Origin of the sequence: Bradyrhizobium yuanmingense, from assembly GCF_900094575.1 — a bacterium.
Taxonomy (GTDB): domain Bacteria; phylum Pseudomonadota; class Alphaproteobacteria; order Rhizobiales; family Xanthobacteraceae; genus Bradyrhizobium; species Bradyrhizobium yuanmingense.
Genome location: NZ_FMAE01000029.1, coordinates 1 through 18,299, shown reverse-complemented (window position 1 = coordinate 18,299; position 18,299 = coordinate 1). Strand labels below are relative to the sequence as shown.

At 60.8% G+C, this 18,299-nt stretch carries 16 protein-coding genes and 1 pseudogene; 12 read left to right on the top strand and 5 right to left on the bottom strand.

What is annotated here, in order from left to right:
* Window positions 1-94: 94 nt before the first annotated feature.
* Both GA0061099_RS36460 and GA0061099_RS36455 read right to left on the bottom strand, forming a co-directional pair.
* Complete coding sequence (locus GA0061099_RS36460) at window positions 95-490, bottom strand: type II toxin-antitoxin system VapC family toxin (protein ID WP_074448407.1); 396 nt, start codon at window positions 488-490, stop codon at window positions 95-97.
* Window positions 490-735 (bottom strand): type II toxin-antitoxin system VapB family antitoxin, encoded by a 246-nt coding sequence (locus GA0061099_RS36455; RefSeq protein WP_036029606.1) that lies wholly within the window; start codon window positions 733-735, stop codon window positions 490-492. The genes GA0061099_RS36460 and GA0061099_RS36455 overlap by 1 nt, the downstream gene beginning before the upstream one ends.
* 1,763 nt (window positions 736-2,498) lie before the next feature.
* Between GA0061099_RS36455 and repA the strand changes: the two genes are divergently transcribed.
* The 5 genes from repA to GA0061099_RS36425 all read left to right on the top strand — a co-directional run bounded on the left by repA (window position 2,499) and on the right by GA0061099_RS36425 (window position 10,299).
* Window positions 2,499-3,713 carry a plasmid partitioning protein RepA gene (gene repA, locus GA0061099_RS36445; protein ID WP_036029611.1) on the top strand — a complete coding sequence of 405 codons (1,215 nt, stop codon included), beginning with the start codon at window positions 2,499-2,501 and terminating at the stop codon, window positions 3,711-3,713.
* Window positions 3,710-4,729, top strand: coding sequence for a plasmid partitioning protein RepB (gene repB, locus GA0061099_RS36440; RefSeq protein WP_036029612.1), 1,020 nt, complete (start codon window positions 3,710-3,712; stop codon window positions 4,727-4,729). The genes repA and repB overlap by 4 nt, the downstream gene beginning before the upstream one ends.
* A gap of 197 nt (window positions 4,730-4,926) precedes the next feature.
* Complete coding sequence (gene repC, locus GA0061099_RS36435) at window positions 4,927-6,159, top strand: plasmid replication protein RepC (RefSeq protein WP_036029614.1); 1,233 nt, start codon at window positions 4,927-4,929, stop codon at window positions 6,157-6,159.
* Between the two features lie 678 nt (window positions 6,160-6,837).
* A complete protein-coding gene (locus GA0061099_RS36430; protein ID WP_074448466.1) occupies window positions 6,838-7,821 on the top strand; it encodes an AAA family ATPase in 984 nt (327 codons plus the stop codon).
* 15 nt (window positions 7,822-7,836) lie between these two features.
* Window positions 7,837-10,299, top strand: coding sequence for a S8 family peptidase (locus tag GA0061099_RS36425; protein ID WP_074448464.1), 2,463 nt, complete (start codon window positions 7,837-7,839; stop codon window positions 10,297-10,299).
* A gap of 190 nt (window positions 10,300-10,489) precedes the next feature.
* Here the strand turns inward: GA0061099_RS36425 and GA0061099_RS42430 are convergent, their stop codons facing one another.
* Window positions 10,490-10,690 carry a hypothetical protein gene (locus GA0061099_RS42430; RefSeq protein ID WP_074448463.1) on the bottom strand — a complete coding sequence of 67 codons (201 nt, stop codon included), beginning with the start codon at window positions 10,688-10,690 and terminating at the stop codon, window positions 10,490-10,492.
* 1,043 nt (window positions 10,691-11,733) lie between these two features.
* Between GA0061099_RS42430 and GA0061099_RS36410 the strand changes: the two genes are divergently transcribed.
* Window positions 11,734-12,045 (top strand): DUF736 domain-containing protein, encoded by a 312-nt coding sequence (locus GA0061099_RS36410; RefSeq protein WP_018273795.1) that lies wholly within the window; start codon window positions 11,734-11,736, stop codon window positions 12,043-12,045.
* A 61-nt stretch (window positions 12,046-12,106) separates the two neighbouring features.
* Window positions 12,107-12,250, top strand: coding sequence for a hypothetical protein (locus tag GA0061099_RS41665; RefSeq protein ID WP_167361699.1), 144 nt, complete (start codon window positions 12,107-12,109; stop codon window positions 12,248-12,250).
* 18 nt (window positions 12,251-12,268) lie between these two features.
* On the opposite strand, the gene GA0061099_RS36405 is transcribed toward GA0061099_RS41665, so the two are convergent.
* Together GA0061099_RS36405 and GA0061099_RS36400 are read right to left on the bottom strand one after the other, a co-directional pair.
* Window positions 12,269-12,574 (bottom strand): HU family DNA-binding protein, encoded by a 306-nt coding sequence (locus tag GA0061099_RS36405; protein ID WP_036029616.1) that lies wholly within the window; start codon window positions 12,572-12,574, stop codon window positions 12,269-12,271.
* 105 nt (window positions 12,575-12,679) lie between these two features.
* A pseudogene (locus tag GA0061099_RS36400) lies at window positions 12,680-12,882 on the bottom strand (WGR domain-containing protein).
* A gap of 799 nt (window positions 12,883-13,681) precedes the next feature.
* Between GA0061099_RS36400 and GA0061099_RS36395 the strand changes: the two are divergent.
* The 5 genes from GA0061099_RS36395 to GA0061099_RS36375 form a co-directional block, all read left to right on the top strand.
* Window positions 13,682-14,443, top strand: coding sequence for a ParA family protein (locus GA0061099_RS36395; protein ID WP_074448462.1), 762 nt, complete (start codon window positions 13,682-13,684; stop codon window positions 14,441-14,443).
* Window positions 14,433-15,413, top strand: a complete 981-nt coding sequence (locus GA0061099_RS36390; RefSeq protein WP_036029620.1) for a ParB/RepB/Spo0J family partition protein — start codon at window positions 14,433-14,435, stop codon at window positions 15,411-15,413. The genes GA0061099_RS36395 and GA0061099_RS36390 overlap by 11 nt, the downstream gene beginning before the upstream one ends.
* Window positions 15,414-15,837: 424 nt before the next feature.
* The gene (locus GA0061099_RS43240; RefSeq protein WP_036029623.1) at window positions 15,838-16,356 is read left to right on the top strand and encodes a MobC family plasmid mobilization relaxosome protein; all 519 of its coding nucleotides are present in this window, start codon (window positions 15,838-15,840) and stop codon (window positions 16,354-16,356) included.
* Window positions 16,353-17,426: a relaxase/mobilization nuclease domain-containing protein gene (locus tag GA0061099_RS36380; protein WP_036029626.1), complete on the top strand. Its 1,074-nt coding sequence runs from the start codon at window positions 16,353-16,355 to the stop codon at window positions 17,424-17,426. The genes GA0061099_RS43240 and GA0061099_RS36380 overlap by 4 nt, the downstream gene beginning before the upstream one ends.
* 625 nt (window positions 17,427-18,051) lie before the next feature.
* The coding region (locus tag GA0061099_RS36375; protein ID WP_074448461.1) for a transposase at window positions 18,052-18,299 on the top strand (248 nt) is incomplete at its 3' end.

Sequence of the window (18,299 nt, the reverse complement as noted above, 5' to 3'; positions counted from 1 at the left end):
CGGGCTGGCTTCCCAGCGCAGGTTCGCTTGCCTCGCCGCGAATCAATGTTCATTACTTCTGCCACGCTCGGGCTCGCTTCGATAGTAGCGCTTGTCAGGCCGCCTCGATATCGGTCTGCGGAAAATCGGCGCCCTTGAACATCAACGGTTCGCCAAGATATCGGGCGCAGGCGTAGGCGAAACAGTCCCCGAAATTGAGCCGCGCCGGGTGTCGGCCCTTGCCGAAGCGGTCGAAGGCGTCGAGCGCGATGCGGGCTGTTTCGGGCGCCACGTTCACCATTTTGATTTCGATCAGCGCGAGATAACTCTCGACCGCTTCGGCCGCCGCGGCGATCGGCAGATCGAGCACGCGGGCGATGGCAATCGCCGCCTCCCACACGGCCAGCGGCGAAGTCAGCCGGGTTGTGCTTTGCTGCATGCGCGCCAGCAACTCGCGCGCCTCGTCTTCGTCGGTCAGCATCGCGGTGAGCGCCGAAGCGTCAATGAACATCAGGAATCCTCGTACAGGCTGTCGCGGAACGCCTTGTCAGCAGGCTTGCCGTTCTGCGGATTGCCCTTTGCCTTCAAATCGCGACAAAACTGGACGCCCAGGTCGACTAATGACGGCTTGCCCTGCTCGCGCTCGAGTTCATGGGTGAGTGCCGTGTGCACGGCCTCGGTCAGTCCGATTTTCTTCAGCGCCGCGACCCTGCGGGCCAGCGCGTCGGTCTCCGGATTCTTGATATGGAAGGCCATGGGGCGCTCCTCTAGCGCGCATCGTGTATCCTTATATAGCATTCCGGCTACACCGCGTGAAGGCCGGGTATTTTCGCGAAATCTGATAGAGAAGACGCACGGAGGCCGTAGATTTCTATGGTTATCATTCTATGAATGCCACCCTCCGGCCTTCCGGGCGCTGTTTCCTCATCAAGACCATACGCCATGGCCTCAACCGGACTCCGGCCGAGGACAACCTCGTCCCAGCTCCTGAATTCATCAGGGCGCGGATCGACGAGGACTGGCAGGACGCGCTTCGGTGGCCGGAGGACACAAATTGTTGTCAGCTGACAACATCCATTTCCTTGGTAGGCCCAGACTCTTGTTGTCAGCTGACAACACTCCTCCAGGGTCTGCTACCCGAGACCGCAGCGCGAGGCGACTTTCCGCTCCCGATAGGCCTCATTCGGCGTTATGCAAACCCCGCGAGATTGGATTGTAGATCCGCCTTGCTGTCTGCCGATGGAGTGTCGTTCCGGCGCCGGATGCTGTGGATCAACTTCCTGAAAGTCCGGATCGAGGCGTGAGATCAGCCTACTCTTCGGCTGGTTCTTCCCGATGATCCGCGGTCATGGCGCGACCCCGATGCTGGCCGTGATCACCCAAGGTCCGGCGGCGCCTTCGCCTACCCGACCGCGACGCCCCCATTGCGCGGGTCTGGGCCAAGGGGATGTTGTCAGCTGACAACAATCTGTGCGGCGTTTCCGATGGGACTACGTTTCCCTGCGATCGAAACGTCTCGTCCAGAAAGAGAGATCCGTTGTGGCGCGCTCGCCTCGAACTCGAAGGCTCGCGATGGTATCTGGGGCATCTGGGCGCCAGGCGCTAAAATTGGATTCGGCCCGGCGCGAGGTCGATCCGCCGCACGGGCGGTGCCGGTTAAGTGGTGACCCGACTGCGCATTGGCTTCCTTCGCCGAAACAGATCTCTTGTGCGGCGGATGACGCGGGGCCACCGCCGCGCGGGGTGCTGGTCGGCCTTGCGGCTGGTAGTCCAGGAACAGCAAGCGCGAATGGCCGGAATGCATTCGGTCGATTACTCGACCCTTGTTCGTTTTGCTGATTGGCGGAGACGACCTGCTACCGCGTGGGGCTTGCTTGTTGCCCTGGCGAGCGGCGGCCGAGCGAAGTGCCGCAGTGGCGCGTCAATCCACACTGCGACTGCCCAGCGCGCTGCTGAACCTAGCGAACCAACATCACAAACACCTCGCCGCTGGCCACCGGCTCCGGCGCTTCAACGAGAGGGTAGGGTGCTTTTCGCGGGACCGTCGGTCCCTGGAGCCCACCGTACGTCACGAGACATGCGATCTTCCGGGCAACGACTTGCTGGGAAGCGAGGAATAGGGACGCTCGCGCCGGATAGATCAACGACCGTCAAGCACCGGTGCACGCCGACTAGACCCCGGAAGCGAGGGTTTACGGCCGCCTGGAAAGAGGCCCCGGCGCATCGCACGATAGGAACACTTGATCCACCGGCTAGCATCGTACCCGAATGGCGCTTGAGAGATCCATCCAGCCTAGCCGAATCGCGCTATAGTAGAGGCTCGCTCGGCTTGCTGGGGCCATTGTTGTCAGCTGACAACAACAGCGCTGCGCCCAAAAAGCCGCTGCTCGCCGTTAGGCGCACCACTGAGCGTTAAGAACTCGTTAACCCTTTATTTCTTGCTCAAATCATAGAATCGTGGCCATCTCTCAAGACGGCGATTAGGCGTCTGACGCGCAGAAACCGTCTTAAGAAGGCAAATGGCGATCTTAGCGGAAGATTCGGTTACGATGAGCGAGACTGCGTCTGCGCGGATCTCTCGGCATGCCGGCATTCTTTCGGGCCAGCTTCGCTCGCTCGCGACGACACTGTTCCCGCCTTCAGCTAGCAAATCGCTCCGTTCGTTTACCTCAGGTGAGGTTGCGCGAATTGCGGGCGTGTCCGATGGGTACCTTCGGCAGCTCTCTCTCGACGGACTTGGACCGACCCCAGCGACAGGCCTTGGTGGACGCCGATCTTATACCTTGGCCCAGATTCATGAGTTGCGCGGGTATCTTGCCACCGCGCGACCGCGCGAGGCATTGGAATTTCTCCCGCGCCGGCGCCCACGTGACAAGCTCCAAATCATCACCGTCGCGAACTTCAAAGGCGGTTCCGCGAAGACAACGACGGCGTTGTATCTCTCGCAATACCTCGCTCTTGCCGGCTTTCGGGTCCTCGCGATTGATCTCGATCCGCAGGCTTCGTTGTCAGCAATGTTCGGGTACCAACCCGAGTTCGACATCGCCGCGAACGAAACCCTGTACGGTGCCATTCGATATGACGAACACCGGCGGCCAATGCGCGAGGTCGTTCGGCCGACCTATTTTGACGGGATAGGTCTCGTGCCAGGCAATCTCGAGCTCATGGAGTTCGAGCACACCACGCCGCGAGCAATGGTCGAGCGGCGTGAACGCGGGCACGATCTATTCTTTCGCCGTGTCGCCAGCGCCATCGACCAGGTCGCCGACGACTACGACGTCGTCGTCATCGACTGCCCGCCCCAACTTGGTTACTTGACCATGGGCGCGCTAAATGCGGCGACCGCGATGCTCGTGACTATCCATCCTCAGATGGTCGACGTCGCATCCATGAGCCAATTCCTCCTCATGACGTCGGACCTCATGTCCGTCATCGAGGAAGCGGGTGGGCGCCTCGATCACGATTTCATCCGGTATGTCATTACGCGTCACGATCCCAATGACGTGCCCGAAGCCCAAATCGTGGCTCTCCTCCGGACGCTTTTTGGATCGGATGTGCTCCAGGCCACGGTGTGGAAGTCGACCGCGATCGCCAATGCCGGCCTGACCAAGCAATCACTGTATGAGCTGGAGCGCGGCGCAGTAGGGCGAGGCGCCTACGACCGGGCGTTGGAATCGGTCGACGCGGTCAATGCCGAAATCGCGCAACTTCTTAAGAAGGTGTGGGGTCGATGAGCAAACGTACAGACACCATCAAGAGCCTTTTTACGACCCCGCAATCAAGCGTGTTGTCAGCTGACAACATGCCCGCTGCATTGCCGCGGGTTTCGGCGGGCTCCGTGCGCTCGTTGAAAGACTCTTTCTCTGAAGTCGAGAAAGAGAACGAGGAGCTGCGCGACAAGATGGCGTCCGGGGCCATGATCCTTGAAATTGACCCCTCGCTTATCGATCCGTCACCGCTAGTGGACAGGTTTCGCGACCAGGATGATAGCTCGTTCGAAGCCCTCAAACAGTCGATCGCACAGCGTGGCCAAGAGGTGCCCATTCTCGTTCGGGAGCATCCTGAAGCGAAAGGGCGCTACCAAAGCGCCTATGGTCATCGCCGCGTCCGCGCCACACGCGAACTAGGTATTTCCGTCAAAGCGATCCTGCGAGCGCTGTCAGATGAAGCGCTTGTCGTGGCGCAAGGACTCGAGAACGCACAACGCGAAGATCTGAGTTTCATTGAGCGGGCCACCTTCGCGATGCATATCGAAGATGCCGGGCATAGCCGAGCAATCGCGCAAGACGCCTTGTCGATTGATAGGGCGGAGACCTCGAGACTCCTCGCTGTCGCTCGATCCGTTCCAGCCGACGTCGTTCAAGCAATCGGGAAGGCGCCGAAAGTCGGCCGCCCCCGCTGGCAGACGTTCGCTGAATTGATCAAGGACGCCGCGGCACTCAAACGTGTCAGAGCGGCGATCGCTGAACCGAAATTTGCAGAGCGAGAGACCGATGCCCGGTTTCTCGCCGCATTCACTGCGGCAAGCCGTTCATCTTCCGCGGGGACGTCGAAGCCATCGGAAGAGAAGCCGGTCTTTTCCGTATCCGGCCATAAGATTGCGCAGGTGCGTCAGGCCGAGCGCGAATTGAAGCTTACTCTCGACAAGAATGTCTCGGCGACATTCGCGGCATTTCTTGTCGACCAACTCCCGGCGCTGTTCGACACCTTTTCCAAGACGAGCAGCGGTCAGGAAACTACCGAGGCCTGACGGCCTCGTCCCGTAAACACGAACCAGGAGCAGACAAGGCAAAAGAAAAAGGCCCCCGAAACGGAGTTCCGGAAGCCCTTCTCTTCAAGTTTGGCGACTGACAGAGAATCACTTTCGCGAATCGCAGTCAAGAGCCTCTACGCGATTTTATCGTCGTTTCGGCGAGCAGGTTTTCTTTGCCCAGCTGAGGCAAAGACATGAAGTCACACTCTCCAACGACGCCTTTTGGGCGGCGATCGTTGACGCTTGCCCATGTGGCAAGCCAGATGGTCGCAACCGAACGTCCTCCCGAAAAGATCGTCCACAAATGGAAGATCTTCCACGCCATCTGCACGGCACGGCCGCGCCTTGGCGTGTCGGAGCGTTCGCTCTCGGTGTTAAATGCGCTCCTGACCTTCCATCCTGAGACCGCGCTTACTGGCGAGGATGATCTGATCGTCTTCCCGTCCAACCATCAGCTCAGTCGGCGGGCGCACGGCATGCCGGCATCGACGCTGCGGCGTCACCTCGCAGTGCTGGTCGACGCGGGACTGATCGTTCGGCGCGACAGCCCTAATGGCAAACGGTACGCGCGCAAGGACAATGCCGGTGAAATCGAGCTCGCCTTCGGCTTCGATCTATCACCGCTCGTCGTACGCTCGGAAGAGTTCGAGAGCCTGGCGGCCGATATCGAAGCGGAAGCCCGTGCACTCAAGCTGGTGCGTGAGCGAATTACGCTGTGCCGGCGCGACATCGCGAAGATGATTGCAACCGGCATCGAGGAAGGCGTCCCGACGCGAAGGACAGGGCAGGGGCCTGCTGATTGGCAGGAGGTGCACGCCGCCTTCCGCGCAATGGTCGCCCAGATTCCGCGCACCGCGACGCGTCAGGAGCTCGAGCCGATCGCCGACGAGCTGTCGCAGCTTGCTGACGACGTGCTCAATCTTCTGGAAGAACACATCAAATCCAAGAATACGAGCGCCAATGAGTCCCATTCTGAGCGCCACATACAGAATTCAAATACCGATGCCTTTACTGATCTTGAACCTTGCCTCCGAGAAGGCAGGGCGGCGGGAGCTGAGTCAAAGCCTCAACCATCGCGAGTCGCCGAGGGGGCGTATCCGTTGGGAATGGTCCTGAGTGCATGCCCAGACATCGTCGATTATGCGAAAGGTGGAATTTCGAACTGGCGCGATTTCTTCGCCACGGCGGCCGTCGTGCGGTCGTCGTTGGGGATCAGCCCAAGCGCCTGGGAGGAGGCGCAAACCGTTCTGGGTGAAATGCAGGCGGCGGTCGTCGTCGCGTGTATCCTGCAGCGCGGCGCCGCGATTAGGTCAGCCGGCGGCTACTTGCGCGGGCTGACGCGGAAAGCGGAGGTTGGGGAGTTTTCCCTTGGCCCGATCCTGATGTCGCAGATCAACTCCCGGCTTCATGAAAAACGAACGGCGTGACGGATGGGTAAGCGTCTCTGTGCGCCACTGACGTCGAATTCGATGGGCCCTTGGCTGCAAATTCATCGAGCGCGGCGCAGAGATTGGCGACCCGGAGATTCGTCCGTGCGGCGATTGTGCATTGGGCCTCGTGCAGGAACAGATCTGATCGAGTGGTCGTTTCACCGAGCACGACTGTCCTGCGAACCGACCGATTGGGCCCGCGAGGGCCAGCGGCAAAGGCGCAGCAGCCGCGCCGTCGACCGCGCCCTTACCTGCGCTCTTGTGGAGCATGCCCAGCCGGAATCCGTCGCTCGACAGGCGCGTGTCGAAATTCAGGTTCCGAATGGAAGCGCCGATTTCACGGCCTCGGCCTTCGATCTTCTCGATCTGCGCGCGCGATGACTCTAAGGCGGGCCCGGCCGCAAGCTCGTTCTTGACCTCCAAGGACGGAAAGCCCATCATTTTCCTTGTTTGTTCTCAAGAGGGGCGGCGGCGGCAAAAGGGTAGCGCGATGATGCGCGCGTCTGAGGCTTGCACCGGAGACCGTTAACGGGTGTCAGCTACGATACAGCAGCGGGCAGGCTGCCAGCCGAACGTTGTGGATCGAGCCAAACACGGAAAATTTTGTTCGATACAGCTTGGTGCGACGACATTACTGTTCAAGGGGCCGACCGCGGGTCGCGCCGAAGGGAGATTATGACCACTGCTCGCCATATCGTCGCACTGCTGCGAAGCCATATCGCCGGAGATGAAGAACGCTTCCTCTCCGTGGCGACGCAGCTTGCTGCGCATGAGGCGCGTCAGGGGCATGGGAAGCTCGCCCAAGAACTTCGCGAGCTGATCGACGCCGCGAAAGGCAAGGGCGCTACCGTCGCGCGTCGGGGTGCTGGCCCGGTTCCGCTCGCGCAGCCGAAGGGCGAGTTGAGCAGCCTGCTTGCAGCTCGCTATTCGGATATTCGCCTCACCAGCATGGTGCTTGGGCCTGACCTGCATGAGCGGCTAGCGCGTGTCATAACCGAGCAACGCCAGCAGGAGCGGCTGCGGGCGCGGGCGCTTGCGCCGCGTCGAAAGCTCCTCCTCGTCGGCCCTGCTGGTTCCGGGAAGACCATGACGGCCTCCGCTCTTGCAGGCGAGCTGAAGCTACCGCTATTCACTGTGCTGTATGATGGACTTATCGGCAAACTGATGGGCGAGACCGCGACGCGACTACGGCTTGTGTTCGATGCGATCGCGGTCCAGCGCGGCGTGTACTTCTTCGACGAGTTCGATGCGATCGGCTCACAACGGTCTGGTCCGAACGACGTGGGTGAGATCCGCCGCGTTCTGAACTCATTTCTGCAATTCCTGGAGAACGATGACGGCCCGAGCCTCATCGTCGCGGCCACTAATCATCCGGAGCTGCTCGACAAGGCCGTATTCAGACGGTTCGATGATGTCATTACCTATGGCCTGCCGAGTCCCGAAATCGCCCGTGGCATCCTCGAATCTCATCTGACCGGCTTCGAGCTGAATGATTTGGACTGGACGCAGATTCTGGAAGCGACCTCGGGGTTGAGCCAAGCTGAAGTGTCGCGTGCCGCCGACGAGGCGGCGAAGGTCGCGGTGCTCTCTGATGCGGATGGAATCAGGACGTCGACACTGCTCTCGACATTGGCGGAGCGTAGAGCCGCCACAAGTTGAGGTAGTCGCCGCGAGATGGCCCGAGCACCACGCAATCGGCCGCACTTCCATGTCGAGGGCGGCGGACAGGCAGAACCCTACACATCCCCGCGCCTGGTCATCACTGGATTGCCGCCCGCGCGCGTTAGAGCGGCCCACGCTCAGAAGCTGGAGAGGGCGATCGGGAGTGCCGTTGCCGACGCCCGTCGCAAGCTGGCGGCGCGCGATGAAGCTGTCGCCGAAGGCGAGAAGGGTTTCTATCTCGAATTCGAGATTCCCCTAGCGGAGCGTGCTGCCGTCGAGGGGCTTGAGAACCGGCCTGCTGCGATCGAGCTGGTAGCTGTCCGTCCGGTTGCGAACGGCGACGAGATGGTCTCCGCGACAGTTTTTGTGCCGGAGCGCTCCGCCGATTTTTTTTCACGCAAGATCACGGCGTACCGCGACGAGAACACGAAGACGGGCAAGCCTAAGAACGAAGCGCTCGTCGCCCGGATAGAGGATATCCGGCTGGCCATCGTCCGGTCGCTCTTCACCGACGACGTTGCGGTCTTTCCTCAAGCCGGGCGACAAGCTTGGTGGGAGGTTTGGGTTCGCGATGGTCGGCTTGAGACGTTTCGGCATGTGGCGCAGCGGCTGAACATTGCGCTGAAGTCTCACGCGATCAATTTCCCGGAACGCGACGTCGTATTGGCACTCGCGACCAAAGAAATGATGGGGCGGTTGGTCGAAAACTCGGACGCCGTTGCGGAGCTTCGCTTGGCGAAGGACACGCCCACGCTCTTCCTTGAGATGCGGCCGGTCGAGCAAGCGGATTGGGCCGGCGATCTTGTCGATCGTATCAATGGCCCGGACGCGCTTGCGCCAGCGGTTTGCATTCTCGACAGCGGTGCAACCCGAGCCCACCCGTTGATCGAGCCCGGCTTGGACGCCGCGGATCAGCACGCGTATGATGATGCGTGGGGCGTGGGTGACAGCGCCTTTTGGAACGGCCACGGTACGTCGATGTCCGGCGTCGCACTCTATGGCGACTTGGAGGCGGCGCTCACTGGTGGCGATGAGATCGATCTGCGTCACCGCCTCGAAACAGTGAAGATCCTGCCGCCAGCCGGTCAAAATGATCCTGAGCTTTACGGCGCAATCACTGAAGCCGGGATCGGAAAGGCCGAGGCGCGCGCACCGCGGCGCCGCCGCGTCTTTTGCCTAGCCGTCACCAGCGAGGTAGGACTAGGCCGTGGGCGGCCGTCGTCGTGGTCGGCGGCGATTGATCAGCTCTGCTACGGTGGCGGCGATCGCAGGCGGCTGATGGTGCTCGCTGCGGGAAATTTGCGCGGCGACATAGATGTTGGTGGCTATCTCGATCGGAACGATCTGGAGGAAGTCGAGAGCCCCGCTCAGGCTTGGAATCCGCTCGTTGTGGGTGCCTACACCGACAAGATTGCGATCACACACCCAGACTATGTGGGCTGGGAGCCTGTCGCTCCTGCAGGTGATTTGTCGCCCGCCAGCCGCACATCTGGTATCTGGGAGAGACAGTGGCCGATCCGCCCGGACGTCGTATTCGAAGGAGGCAACTTCGCGCACGATGGGGCGAACCCAGCCTCGGCGATCGACGACCTTCAACTGATCACGACGCACTATCGACCGATCATGCGGATGTTCGAGACGTTCGGTGACACGAGTGCTGCCGCAGCACTCGGGTCCAATCTTGCTGTCGGTGTACTGGCCACGCGGCCGGAGCTTTGGCCAGAGACCGTGCGCGGGCTCCTGGTGCATTCCGCTGAGTGGACGCCGGCTATGCGGGCACGCTTCGACGATGCCGCTACTCAGGTCCAGAAAATGGCGATGCTGCGGCGTTACGGCTGGGGCGTGCCTGATCTGGGCCGGGCTCTGTGGAGCGCTACGGACGACGCGACCATGATGGTGGAGGACGCGCTGTTGCCATTTCGGCGCGATGGCTCTGTCATCAAGACGCGCAACATGAATCTGCATCAGTTGCCATGGCCTCGCGATGAGTTGCTGGCCCTCGGCGATCAGGATGTCGAGCTCCGCGTCACACTGTCCTATTTTGTCGAACCCAATCCCGGCGAGCGAGGTTGGACACGAAGGCATCGTTACGCCTCGCACTCATTGCGATTTGCTGTCAAACGCTCGCTCGAAAACCTCCAGCAGTTCCGGCAGCGCATAAACAGGGCGGCGGAGGCCGAGGAGGCTGGGCAGATCGGGGTCGCTGCCGGTGGGGATGATTGGGTCCTTGGACCTATCCGCGATCGCGGCTCGATCCATTCAGACATCTGGCGCGGGAGCGCGGCGGCGCTTGCGGAGCGCGACGCCATCGGCGTCTTCCCCGTGAGTGGGTGGTGGAAGGAGAAGCCGGCGCTGCAACGGTGGGATCGATCGGCGCGATATTCGCTTTTGGTCTCGGTTCGCGCCCCTGGCGCCAACATCGATATCTATACGCCGATCGCTAACCAACTCGCGATCCCCATTCCCGCTGCATAGCGATGACGGCAATCTGACGATGGCTACAGATCTCCGCGCCAAGATCGCCGGCCTTTTCCATTCGACCACGGATCCGGACCCCGTCGAGGGCCACAATAGCCGCGAAACGCGGGCGGGCGAGGTGGCCTCTGGACCGATCAGGACAGTCAAAAACACGGAAAGCGCCGGCCAGGTCACCGAGATGGATTGGCTAAGCTTCGCCGGAGCCGGAAAACAGGACCGTCGGCGGCGTCGCACGCGGGGGCGGGATGGACCGACTGCCTCCGGATCCTGGTTTGCTCTTCAAGTCGTATCGTTGGGCGAGGTCGAGCAGCCGCCGCCTGGTGAATGGGTCCGCATTCTCGGCCAAATCACGCGCCCGCTGCGCGAAGCCTCTGTAGAAATCTTCCACGACCCCACCCCCGCAACTTCACTGAAAGGCTCAGTTTCACTCTTGACGGGCTGCTGCGTCAAGCGAGCGGGACACAACCGGACAGATTGCGGCGCTTACCGCTTGTGCCCGGGGCATGAAACTAAGCTGCGCTCGGCAGGGAAACATTCGATGGCTGCGCTAAATTCGAGCCGCAAGCTGTGCCCGTCGTGCGGAAAGGCGATGACGGCCATTTCCGACGATGCCGCCGACGGGCGACAGCGCTATGTTTGCCTGGCCTGCGAGGACGATCCGCTGCACGACCCCGCCGGCCGGAAGCGGTGGATAGCCCGCTGCGGCCACCGGCTAAATAGTGTCCGATCGACATCGAGCCCGGCAGCGTGTTGCTGCTGCGGCCGGAGTGCTCACAAAGCTATTGCGGCGTCCCAACCCGCACTTCCAGCTTCGTTCCATCGCGCGTGCCGACGAAATCATCGCGAAGAGGGGCGTCCACCATGTTCATCGGTGCTGACATCTGTTTGACACCTCGGAGGGTGGTGGGTCGCATGGATGCGAAAGGAAGGCGAGGTTGCGTCCACATGGCAAGCACGTCGGCAGCCTCGTAATCGATCTTGCGATGGCGACTTCGACAGGTGCACCGACGTTGCCGACAGCTAAGATCTCCATTGCAGGTGATGACGCGGCTCCTAGGTGGCCTGCTTAAGGTGAACTGCGTTTTGCTGCTACGCCGGTTGCCTTGATATCCGAGTGGCTGAACCCGATTGGGGCCGCCTGTCTTCATTCCATGTGCTTTCGCAACGGGCGCACCCATCTGCGTCCTCGATAGAGGCTGGTCTGACCGAAGGCCGATCCCGCTTCGCGGGCTCTCGATCTTGTCCCCGCAACGTCCGTCCTCGACTTTCTTCCCCTGGCGCTGCGCACCATTCCTCGCGGTCCAAGAAAGTCGCTGCCGGCCGCCCTCCATTTCATTTCGGCCCTCTGGGTGCAGGTCGATCGCCTCCGGTCTCACGCCCGCCATCGAGGTCGCGATAGGCGCGGCCCGAGAAAACCAAGGGAATGAGACAATGGCTACCATCGGCACCTTCACCTCCACGGGCAATGGGTTCTCCGGCGCAATCAAGACGCTCAACCTCAACGTCAAGGCCAAGCTGATTCGCGTCGAAAATCCTTCCGACAAGGGACCGCACTTCCGTATCTACTCGGGCAACGTCGAGTTGGGTGCGGCCTGGCAGAAGACCGCCAAGGACACCGAGCGCGACTACCTCTCCGTCAAGCTGGACGATCCGAGCTTCCCCGCTCCGATCTACGCCACTCTGACCGAGGTCGAGGGTGCGGAAGGCCTCCAGCTGATCTGGTCCCGGCCGAACCGGGACTGAGGCTCAGCCAGCGGGCTCCGCCGCAAGGCGGGGCCTGCTTCCTTCGACAGGAGATGCGATCATGACCATCGACACCATTGAAGAATTGCGGGCCGGGCTGCGCGAATGCGTATTCACGCCGGCGGAGCGCAAGGCGCTCGAACGCGAGCTCGCCGAATTCATCCGCCAACGCAACGAAGCGCTCGCAGCCGAGGAGGGGGCATAAGCCCCCTCGTCTTGCGACTTACGATGCAACGTCGCTCGGGGGCGCTCCTCCGTTCAGAACATCCTTGATGGCTTTGGCAGGCGTAAAGGTCAGCTTCTTGGAAGCTGCGATCGCAATCGTTGCGCCAGTCGACGGATTGCGGCCCTCGCGGGCGGGGCTATCCTTGACCTTGAACTTGCCGAAGCCGGGAAGGCTGGTCTCGGCTCCGCTTACGGCCGCATCAGCGATCGCCTTGAACACGCTATCAACGATGGTTTTCGCCTGAGCCTTTGTCAGGTCGTTCTCTGCTGCAATCTTTTCGGCGATCTCATTGGCAGTCGTCATGGGATGAGCTCCATCTTGTTTCGATTTTGCTCGTCTGACATCAAAGCAGTGGAACAGATAGAGCCGATATCACAGGCGGAGCTGCAGTCCCCGAAAATTCCCAGACTATGGCAGCTTTTCGTCCAGTGCAGCGTAACCGCGCCTCCGCTTGGCACGCTCCAACCGTCGGAACGCTTCGATCGCCTCTGCAGTGCCATTGAAGGTCTGCATCATGATCTGGCCATTCGTGCCGATCCGGCCAAATTGCGGATTAGCGACATTTCTCCGAACAAGGTCGGCTGCGTGGAGAGCGCATAGAACCACCGCATATTGCACGCGGCATCGATGCGGCGCAGATGAAGCGGTTCTGGTTTGGGTTTCAGCACGGACGGATTCTTGCTTCCTTCGCAAGCGCCGTCCAATGAGTTTTATGAATCGACCGGGCAGATCGATTCATTTTATCGATAGGTCAGTTGCTCCAGAAATACCGGGACCCGTTGCCCGATTAAATCTTCTCCAACCGAGACTTCGCTTTCGGGACGCGCGCGTCGCAACGCCAAGCTTGCAATTGCTCCGGCCTTTATCACAACAGCCGGCCGCAAGAGATCGGCCCTTGATTCAAAGCTTCCTACGGCCAGTTTTTTGGCAGTGTCGGAATTTTTTTTCGCTACAGCGGGCGGCCTCAAGAGGAACGACACGAATCTTTCTCGCGATGCGTAGAACGTATTTCCTTCGATGCAGATAGCCCTAGCATAGAAGAAATCGTTCCAGCTTCTCCACTCTTGCAGCGGTATCCGCTTGGGCGAGCCCCTCCGGGGACGGCTCTACTCGCGCCGCCGCGGCGACGCTCCCGGAGCCCACAACGGTCTCCGCGCATTCGCGTGACGATCCTCTCGCGACGGCGTCTCAGTGCCACAGTAACGAGCACGATTCAATCTCGCTTCTCAGGGTTTTCTCCTCCCGATGCCCGGAGTGACCTGACTCTTCTGGCAGGGGATTCGCTGGATGAATTTGGGGATCGTTTTGGTGATCGGATTCGCAATCGCTGTTGGTTCAAACCAACATTCCCCACGACGTGATGGACGATAAGATGCCTCCCGTGCCGTCACACCCATTTCGGACCCTATTATGAAGACCATTGTCATCAACAATCAAAAGGGCGGGGTCGGCAAGACGACTCTTGCTGTGCATTTGGCTTGGTTCATGGCGGAAACGAATCTCCGCGTTCTCGTGATCGACGTTGATGCGCAGAGCAATGCGTCGGACACCTTGAGGCAGTACGCCAGTTCAACGTTAGCCGCGGATTTGTTCAAGCCGGGGATACGGGTCGTACCCCGAGCCGATGAAGGCCTGACTCTCGCGCCGGCCGATAGCTCACTGACTGATCTCGATCGCAGCAATGCAGCCGCCATCACGACTCTGCAAGAGAACCTCGCTATCGCGTCGGATCAGTTCGATGCCTGCGTCATCGATACGCCGCCGTCACTTGGACTTCGCAGTGTCGGCTGTTTGGTTGCGGCATCGCATGTGCTAGCCCCCATCTATCTGGAGGACTATTCGACTAAGGGCGTCAAAGGTCTGATGCAGATCGTGATCGGCGTGCAGAGGCGTTATGGCCGCCAGGAAACGAAGTTCCTCGGGTTGCTGCCCTCGAACTTCAACACGAAATCGCCCCGTCAAAGGACGCATCTTGAGCAACTCTTGCGCGAGGCTGGCAAATATGTGTTCCCAGGGCAGATCGTTGCAAGGGACGGCTACGCTGAAGCCGTCGCGGAGCGCGTGCCGGTCTGGAAGCTGAAGCGCCGATCTGCGCAGGAGGCTGGTCGGGAAATCCGCGATGTTCTCGCCAAGATCGTCGCCCAGATGAACGAGTCGGCACGTGGCGCTTGATCTCAGCTTCAAGCAGCTCATCGCCGCCGCGGAAGATGATGCGGCCACAATCGGGCAACCGACCTGCATCTCTATCGACCGTATTGACGAAGATCCGGACCAGCCCCGTCGCAGCTTCGACGAACAGAAGCTCGAGGAGCTTGCGGAATCGGTCCTTCAGCACGGCGTTCTGCAACCAATCGTGCTGCGGCAAGCGACCGAGGAAGGCCGGTACGTGATTGTCATGGGTGCGAGGCGGTATCGTGCGGCTAAGCGCGCCGGGCTCCGTGACCTGCCGGCTTTCATTCATGCGGCTGGTTCTGCGGATCGTTATGTTCAGATGATCGAGAATATCCAGCGCGATGATCTCAATGCCCCCGAAATCGCGGCGTTCATCGCGGACCGCTTGGAGCAGGGTGATAACCAAGCTGACATCTCGCGCAAGCTCGGTAAGCCCAGGGATTGGGTGTCTCGCTACGCGTCGGTCCAGAACATGCCGGAGTTCCTTCGCTCGAAGCTTGCCGGCTCATCAATCCGTGCTGTGTATGAACTCTACCAAGCCTGGCGTGAGCAGCCGACCGCCGTCGAGACCTTATGCGCAGCACAGGAAAGCTTCACCGACGCATACGCCCGCCAACTGGCCCGCGAAGTTCGCGCGAAAGTCCGCGGTTCTCCTGCTGATGACGAAGGGACTTCTGGAGCTGAACCACCACGAGGCCAGGTCGCTCCGCAAGTGGCATCGCAACCTATAGAGAGAGGCCGCAAGGCGGATGCCGCCGGAAAGCGCCCGAACTCTTCGGTCAATCGGCGCGAGCGAATGGGGCCATCGCTGACGATCAGAGTGCGTCACCAAGATCGCACGGGTTGTCTTCTGATCGATCGGCTCGCGTCTCGAGGCCCACGCCACGCCGTGCTGCTGATCGATGGCGCAGAAGTAGCGGAAGAGGTTCCAGCATCGACCATCACGATCGAGGAGATCGTGTCGGCATGAAGCTGCTCTTAAACAGCCTCCCCGGAGACAGTGCTACAGTTGGTGCGACGGCGGAGCGGATTTCCCATCCGAAGGATGGCGCGTTAGCGCAGCAGCCGGAGGCCGAACGCGCCCCCCACAGCGCTGTAGAGAGGCCGGAGGCTGCTGGAAAGCCGCGGTCCACATATTCGGTGCCAGTGTTGCGAATCTGCCCGCGCGGTGTTCGTGGAGTACAAGCATCAGGGGTGACGGCTACGTCATTTCCGGAAGAGCTCTCCTCATCAACCGCGGGCTGGGTTGGATCTCACCTGGAGCAAGTGCCGAGCCTTGACTGCCGAGCCCGGTGGTTTGAACCAACATGGAGGGGGTGGAAGGATTCGCGTTTTCTAGTGCAGGATAGGCTTCGCGCCAGCGATGTATTACATCGCGATTGGGATTGGAGTGCATGGCTCTGATCTCGCTTCGCGTCTCCGACCAGGTCGCGGCGGAGTTCTCAGTTCTTGCAGCGACCCAGGGCGGCAAATCCGCGCTGCTTCGACGTCTCATTGCTGATGCACTAGCTGCGCCGGCCCCGCGCATCTTGGCGTTGCCGGTTGGAGGCCCGGAAAAGGTGACGGTGCGATTTCGCGAGAGCGAGATGCGGCAGCTCGCGGAAGTTTCGCATCAGCGCGGCATGACGCGAACGGGCTGGATCGTCGCCCTGGTTCGCTCGCGATTAGGGTCGCCCGTGCAGCATTCCCCGAACGAGCATGACGAACTTCGCGCGGTCGTTCGCGAACTCAACCGGATCGGTGGCAACATCAACCAGATCGCGCGGGCCGCAAACACCAGTGTGCTGCAGGGCAGGGCGGTTGAGACCGATCTACCCGCAATTCGAGAAGCCAAAATGGTCATTGAAACAGAGCTCGCGCGACTACGTAATGCGCTGCACGGCAACGCGGATTATTGGGATGGACGGCGATGAGCCGGCGCCCGCCGCGGCCGACCGACCTGGCCTCCGAACTTCCGCCGATCTCGTATGTCTGGGAGACGCCCAATCGGCGCCCGCGGCGTGCCGAGTGGGACATCCCCGATCCGGCCGCTCCCGGTTGGCTTACGCCGGCGATGCGCGCAAAGCTCGAACGCATCGTGCGGCGGGCACCAGAGGTGATGGTCAAGATTACCGGTCGCACCAAGGGCGTGGCGCATCTTAAGTCGCACCTTGCTTACATCACGCGAAACGGCGAGCTCGATGCGGAAACAGAGCAGGGCGCGACCTTGGCGGGTCGTTCCGGATTGAAAGATCTGCAGCAACGCTGGGAGGATGATGCCGGTCTCGACGACAAGCGCCGCCGCGACGGTTCGCTTTCCGTCAATATTATTCTGTCGATGCCGGCTGGTACCGATGCTATCGCGGTCAAGGATTCAGCGCGGGCATTCGCCATCGAGACGTTTGGCTACAACCACGACTATGTCTTCGTCCAACACCTCGACGACAAACATCCCCACGTGCACTTGACGGTCCGGTCGCTGGGCCATGACGGCAAGCGTCTCAACCCCCGCAAGGCGGATCTTCAGGCGTGGCGGGAGCGGTTTGCTGGCGAACTCCGGCTTCGCGGAATTGCGGCAGAAGCGACGCCGCGGCGAACCCGCGGACGGGTTCGAAAGGCCGATCGCGGGGCGGTGCGAGCTATGCGAAAGCGAAAGATCACACCCGACGTCGATCGGCTCGCTCGTCAGCAGGTGCTTTCGGAGGTGAGGGGCGGCAGGACTGCGAAACATCCCTGGGACGAACAGATCAAGTCACGTCAGGACGCGATCCGGCGGCAATATCTCGACTATGCCACCGAGCTGCAGCGCTCTGGAGTGGCAGCAGATCAAGCGTTAGCGCGACAGATACGGCAATTCGTCGAGGACATGCCTGCCGTCGAAACTCGGCGGCATGCGCTGAAGAACGAGCTTTCGAAGCTTGCCAATACTCGGCGTCGCGACGCAGAGCAGGGCGTCGGTAAAGAGGGGCGCGAGAAGACAAGAGGCCAAGAGCCTACCAGATAGGTTGGACCAAATATCCGAGCTAGATATGGTCTGTGCAAGCCACCGGGAGCCGCCAAAGGCCACCAAGGACGCTATCAGGCTCATAACCTGAAGGTCATAGGTTCAAATCGTATCCCCGCAACCAACTAAACCTCTGACGATACGAGGTTTTTAGAAGGCCGCCCCAAGGGCGGCTTTCTGTTTTCGACCGTGTCGCCACCGTGTGGCCACGCGCCGCCGGGATGCCCAAGCTTGCGATTCACGCGGCGGTCAGACGTGCGCGCCCAGCCACACCGCCGCCAGTGCCGGTGAATTTCCGTTAGTAGCGTACAGAGAACAGTGCAGTTGGGTCGTGGACACGCTGGCGTTCGCGACTGGTGGAACTGAAGGCAAACAAAAGTAAGCTAAGCTGATCAGCTTGGGCATTGTGATGGAGAAGTTGGGCCCCCACGACGGATTCTTCGCCGAGTAATTGCCTTTGACCGAGCTTGCAGCCATTCGTTTTTGGCTACGCGCTTATGAGTTCGGGATTAAAGGACCACCAAAGAATCGAGCGCCACGTGGCCCTCCATTGTTGCGTTACTGACCTGCCACTGCGTATTTCCTCCAGAAGGAGTTAGAGTCCGGCCCGAAGAAGGACGGACAGATGAAGCGAGCAAGGTTCACGGAAGAGCAGATTATCGCGGTATTGAAGGAGCATGAGGCTGGGGCGAAGACAGCCGACCTGGCTCGCAAGCACGGTGTTTCCGAGGCGACGATCTACAATTGGAAGGCCAAATTCGGCGGCATGGACGTTTCCGAAGCGAAGCGGCTGAGGGCCTTGGAAGAGGAGAACGGGAAGCTGAAGAAGCTTCTGGCCGAGCAGATGCTCGATGCGGCCGCACTTCGCGAGCT

What these genes read in the sequence shown, in the direction of transcription:
- repC (WP_036029614.1), top strand. Translation starts at nt 4,927, where the DNA reads ATGAAGTCACACTCTCCAACGACGCCTTTTGGGCGGCGATCGTTGACG.
- GA0061099_RS36405 (WP_036029616.1), bottom strand. Translation starts at nt 12,574, where the DNA reads ATGACGACTGCCAATGAGATCGCCGAAAAGATTGCAGCAGAGAACGAC.
- GA0061099_RS36430 (WP_074448466.1), top strand. Translation starts at nt 6,838, where the DNA reads ATGACCACTGCTCGCCATATCGTCGCACTGCTGCGAAGCCATATCGCC.
- GA0061099_RS36460 (WP_074448407.1), bottom strand. Translation starts at nt 490, where the DNA reads ATGTTCATTGACGCTTCGGCGCTCACCGCGATGCTGACCGACGAAGAC.
- repB (WP_036029612.1), top strand. Translation starts at nt 3,710, where the DNA reads ATGAGCAAACGTACAGACACCATCAAGAGCCTTTTTACGACCCCGCAA.
- GA0061099_RS36395 (WP_074448462.1), top strand. Translation starts at nt 13,682, where the DNA reads ATGAAGACCATTGTCATCAACAATCAAAAGGGCGGGGTCGGCAAGACG.
- GA0061099_RS41665 (WP_167361699.1), top strand. Translation starts at nt 12,107, where the DNA reads ATGACCATCGACACCATTGAAGAATTGCGGGCCGGGCTGCGCGAATGC.
- GA0061099_RS36410 (WP_018273795.1), top strand. Translation starts at nt 11,734, where the DNA reads ATGGCTACCATCGGCACCTTCACCTCCACGGGCAATGGGTTCTCCGGC.
- GA0061099_RS36380 (WP_036029626.1), top strand. Translation starts at nt 16,353, where the DNA reads ATGAGCCGGCGCCCGCCGCGGCCGACCGACCTGGCCTCCGAACTTCCG.
- repA (WP_036029611.1), top strand. Translation starts at nt 2,499, where the DNA reads ATGGCGATCTTAGCGGAAGATTCGGTTACGATGAGCGAGACTGCGTCT.
- GA0061099_RS36455 (WP_036029606.1), bottom strand. Translation starts at nt 735, where the DNA reads ATGGCCTTCCATATCAAGAATCCGGAGACCGACGCGCTGGCCCGCAGG.
- GA0061099_RS36425 (WP_074448464.1), top strand. Translation starts at nt 7,837, where the DNA reads ATGGCCCGAGCACCACGCAATCGGCCGCACTTCCATGTCGAGGGCGGC.
- GA0061099_RS43240 (WP_036029623.1), top strand. Translation starts at nt 15,838, where the DNA reads ATGGCTCTGATCTCGCTTCGCGTCTCCGACCAGGTCGCGGCGGAGTTC.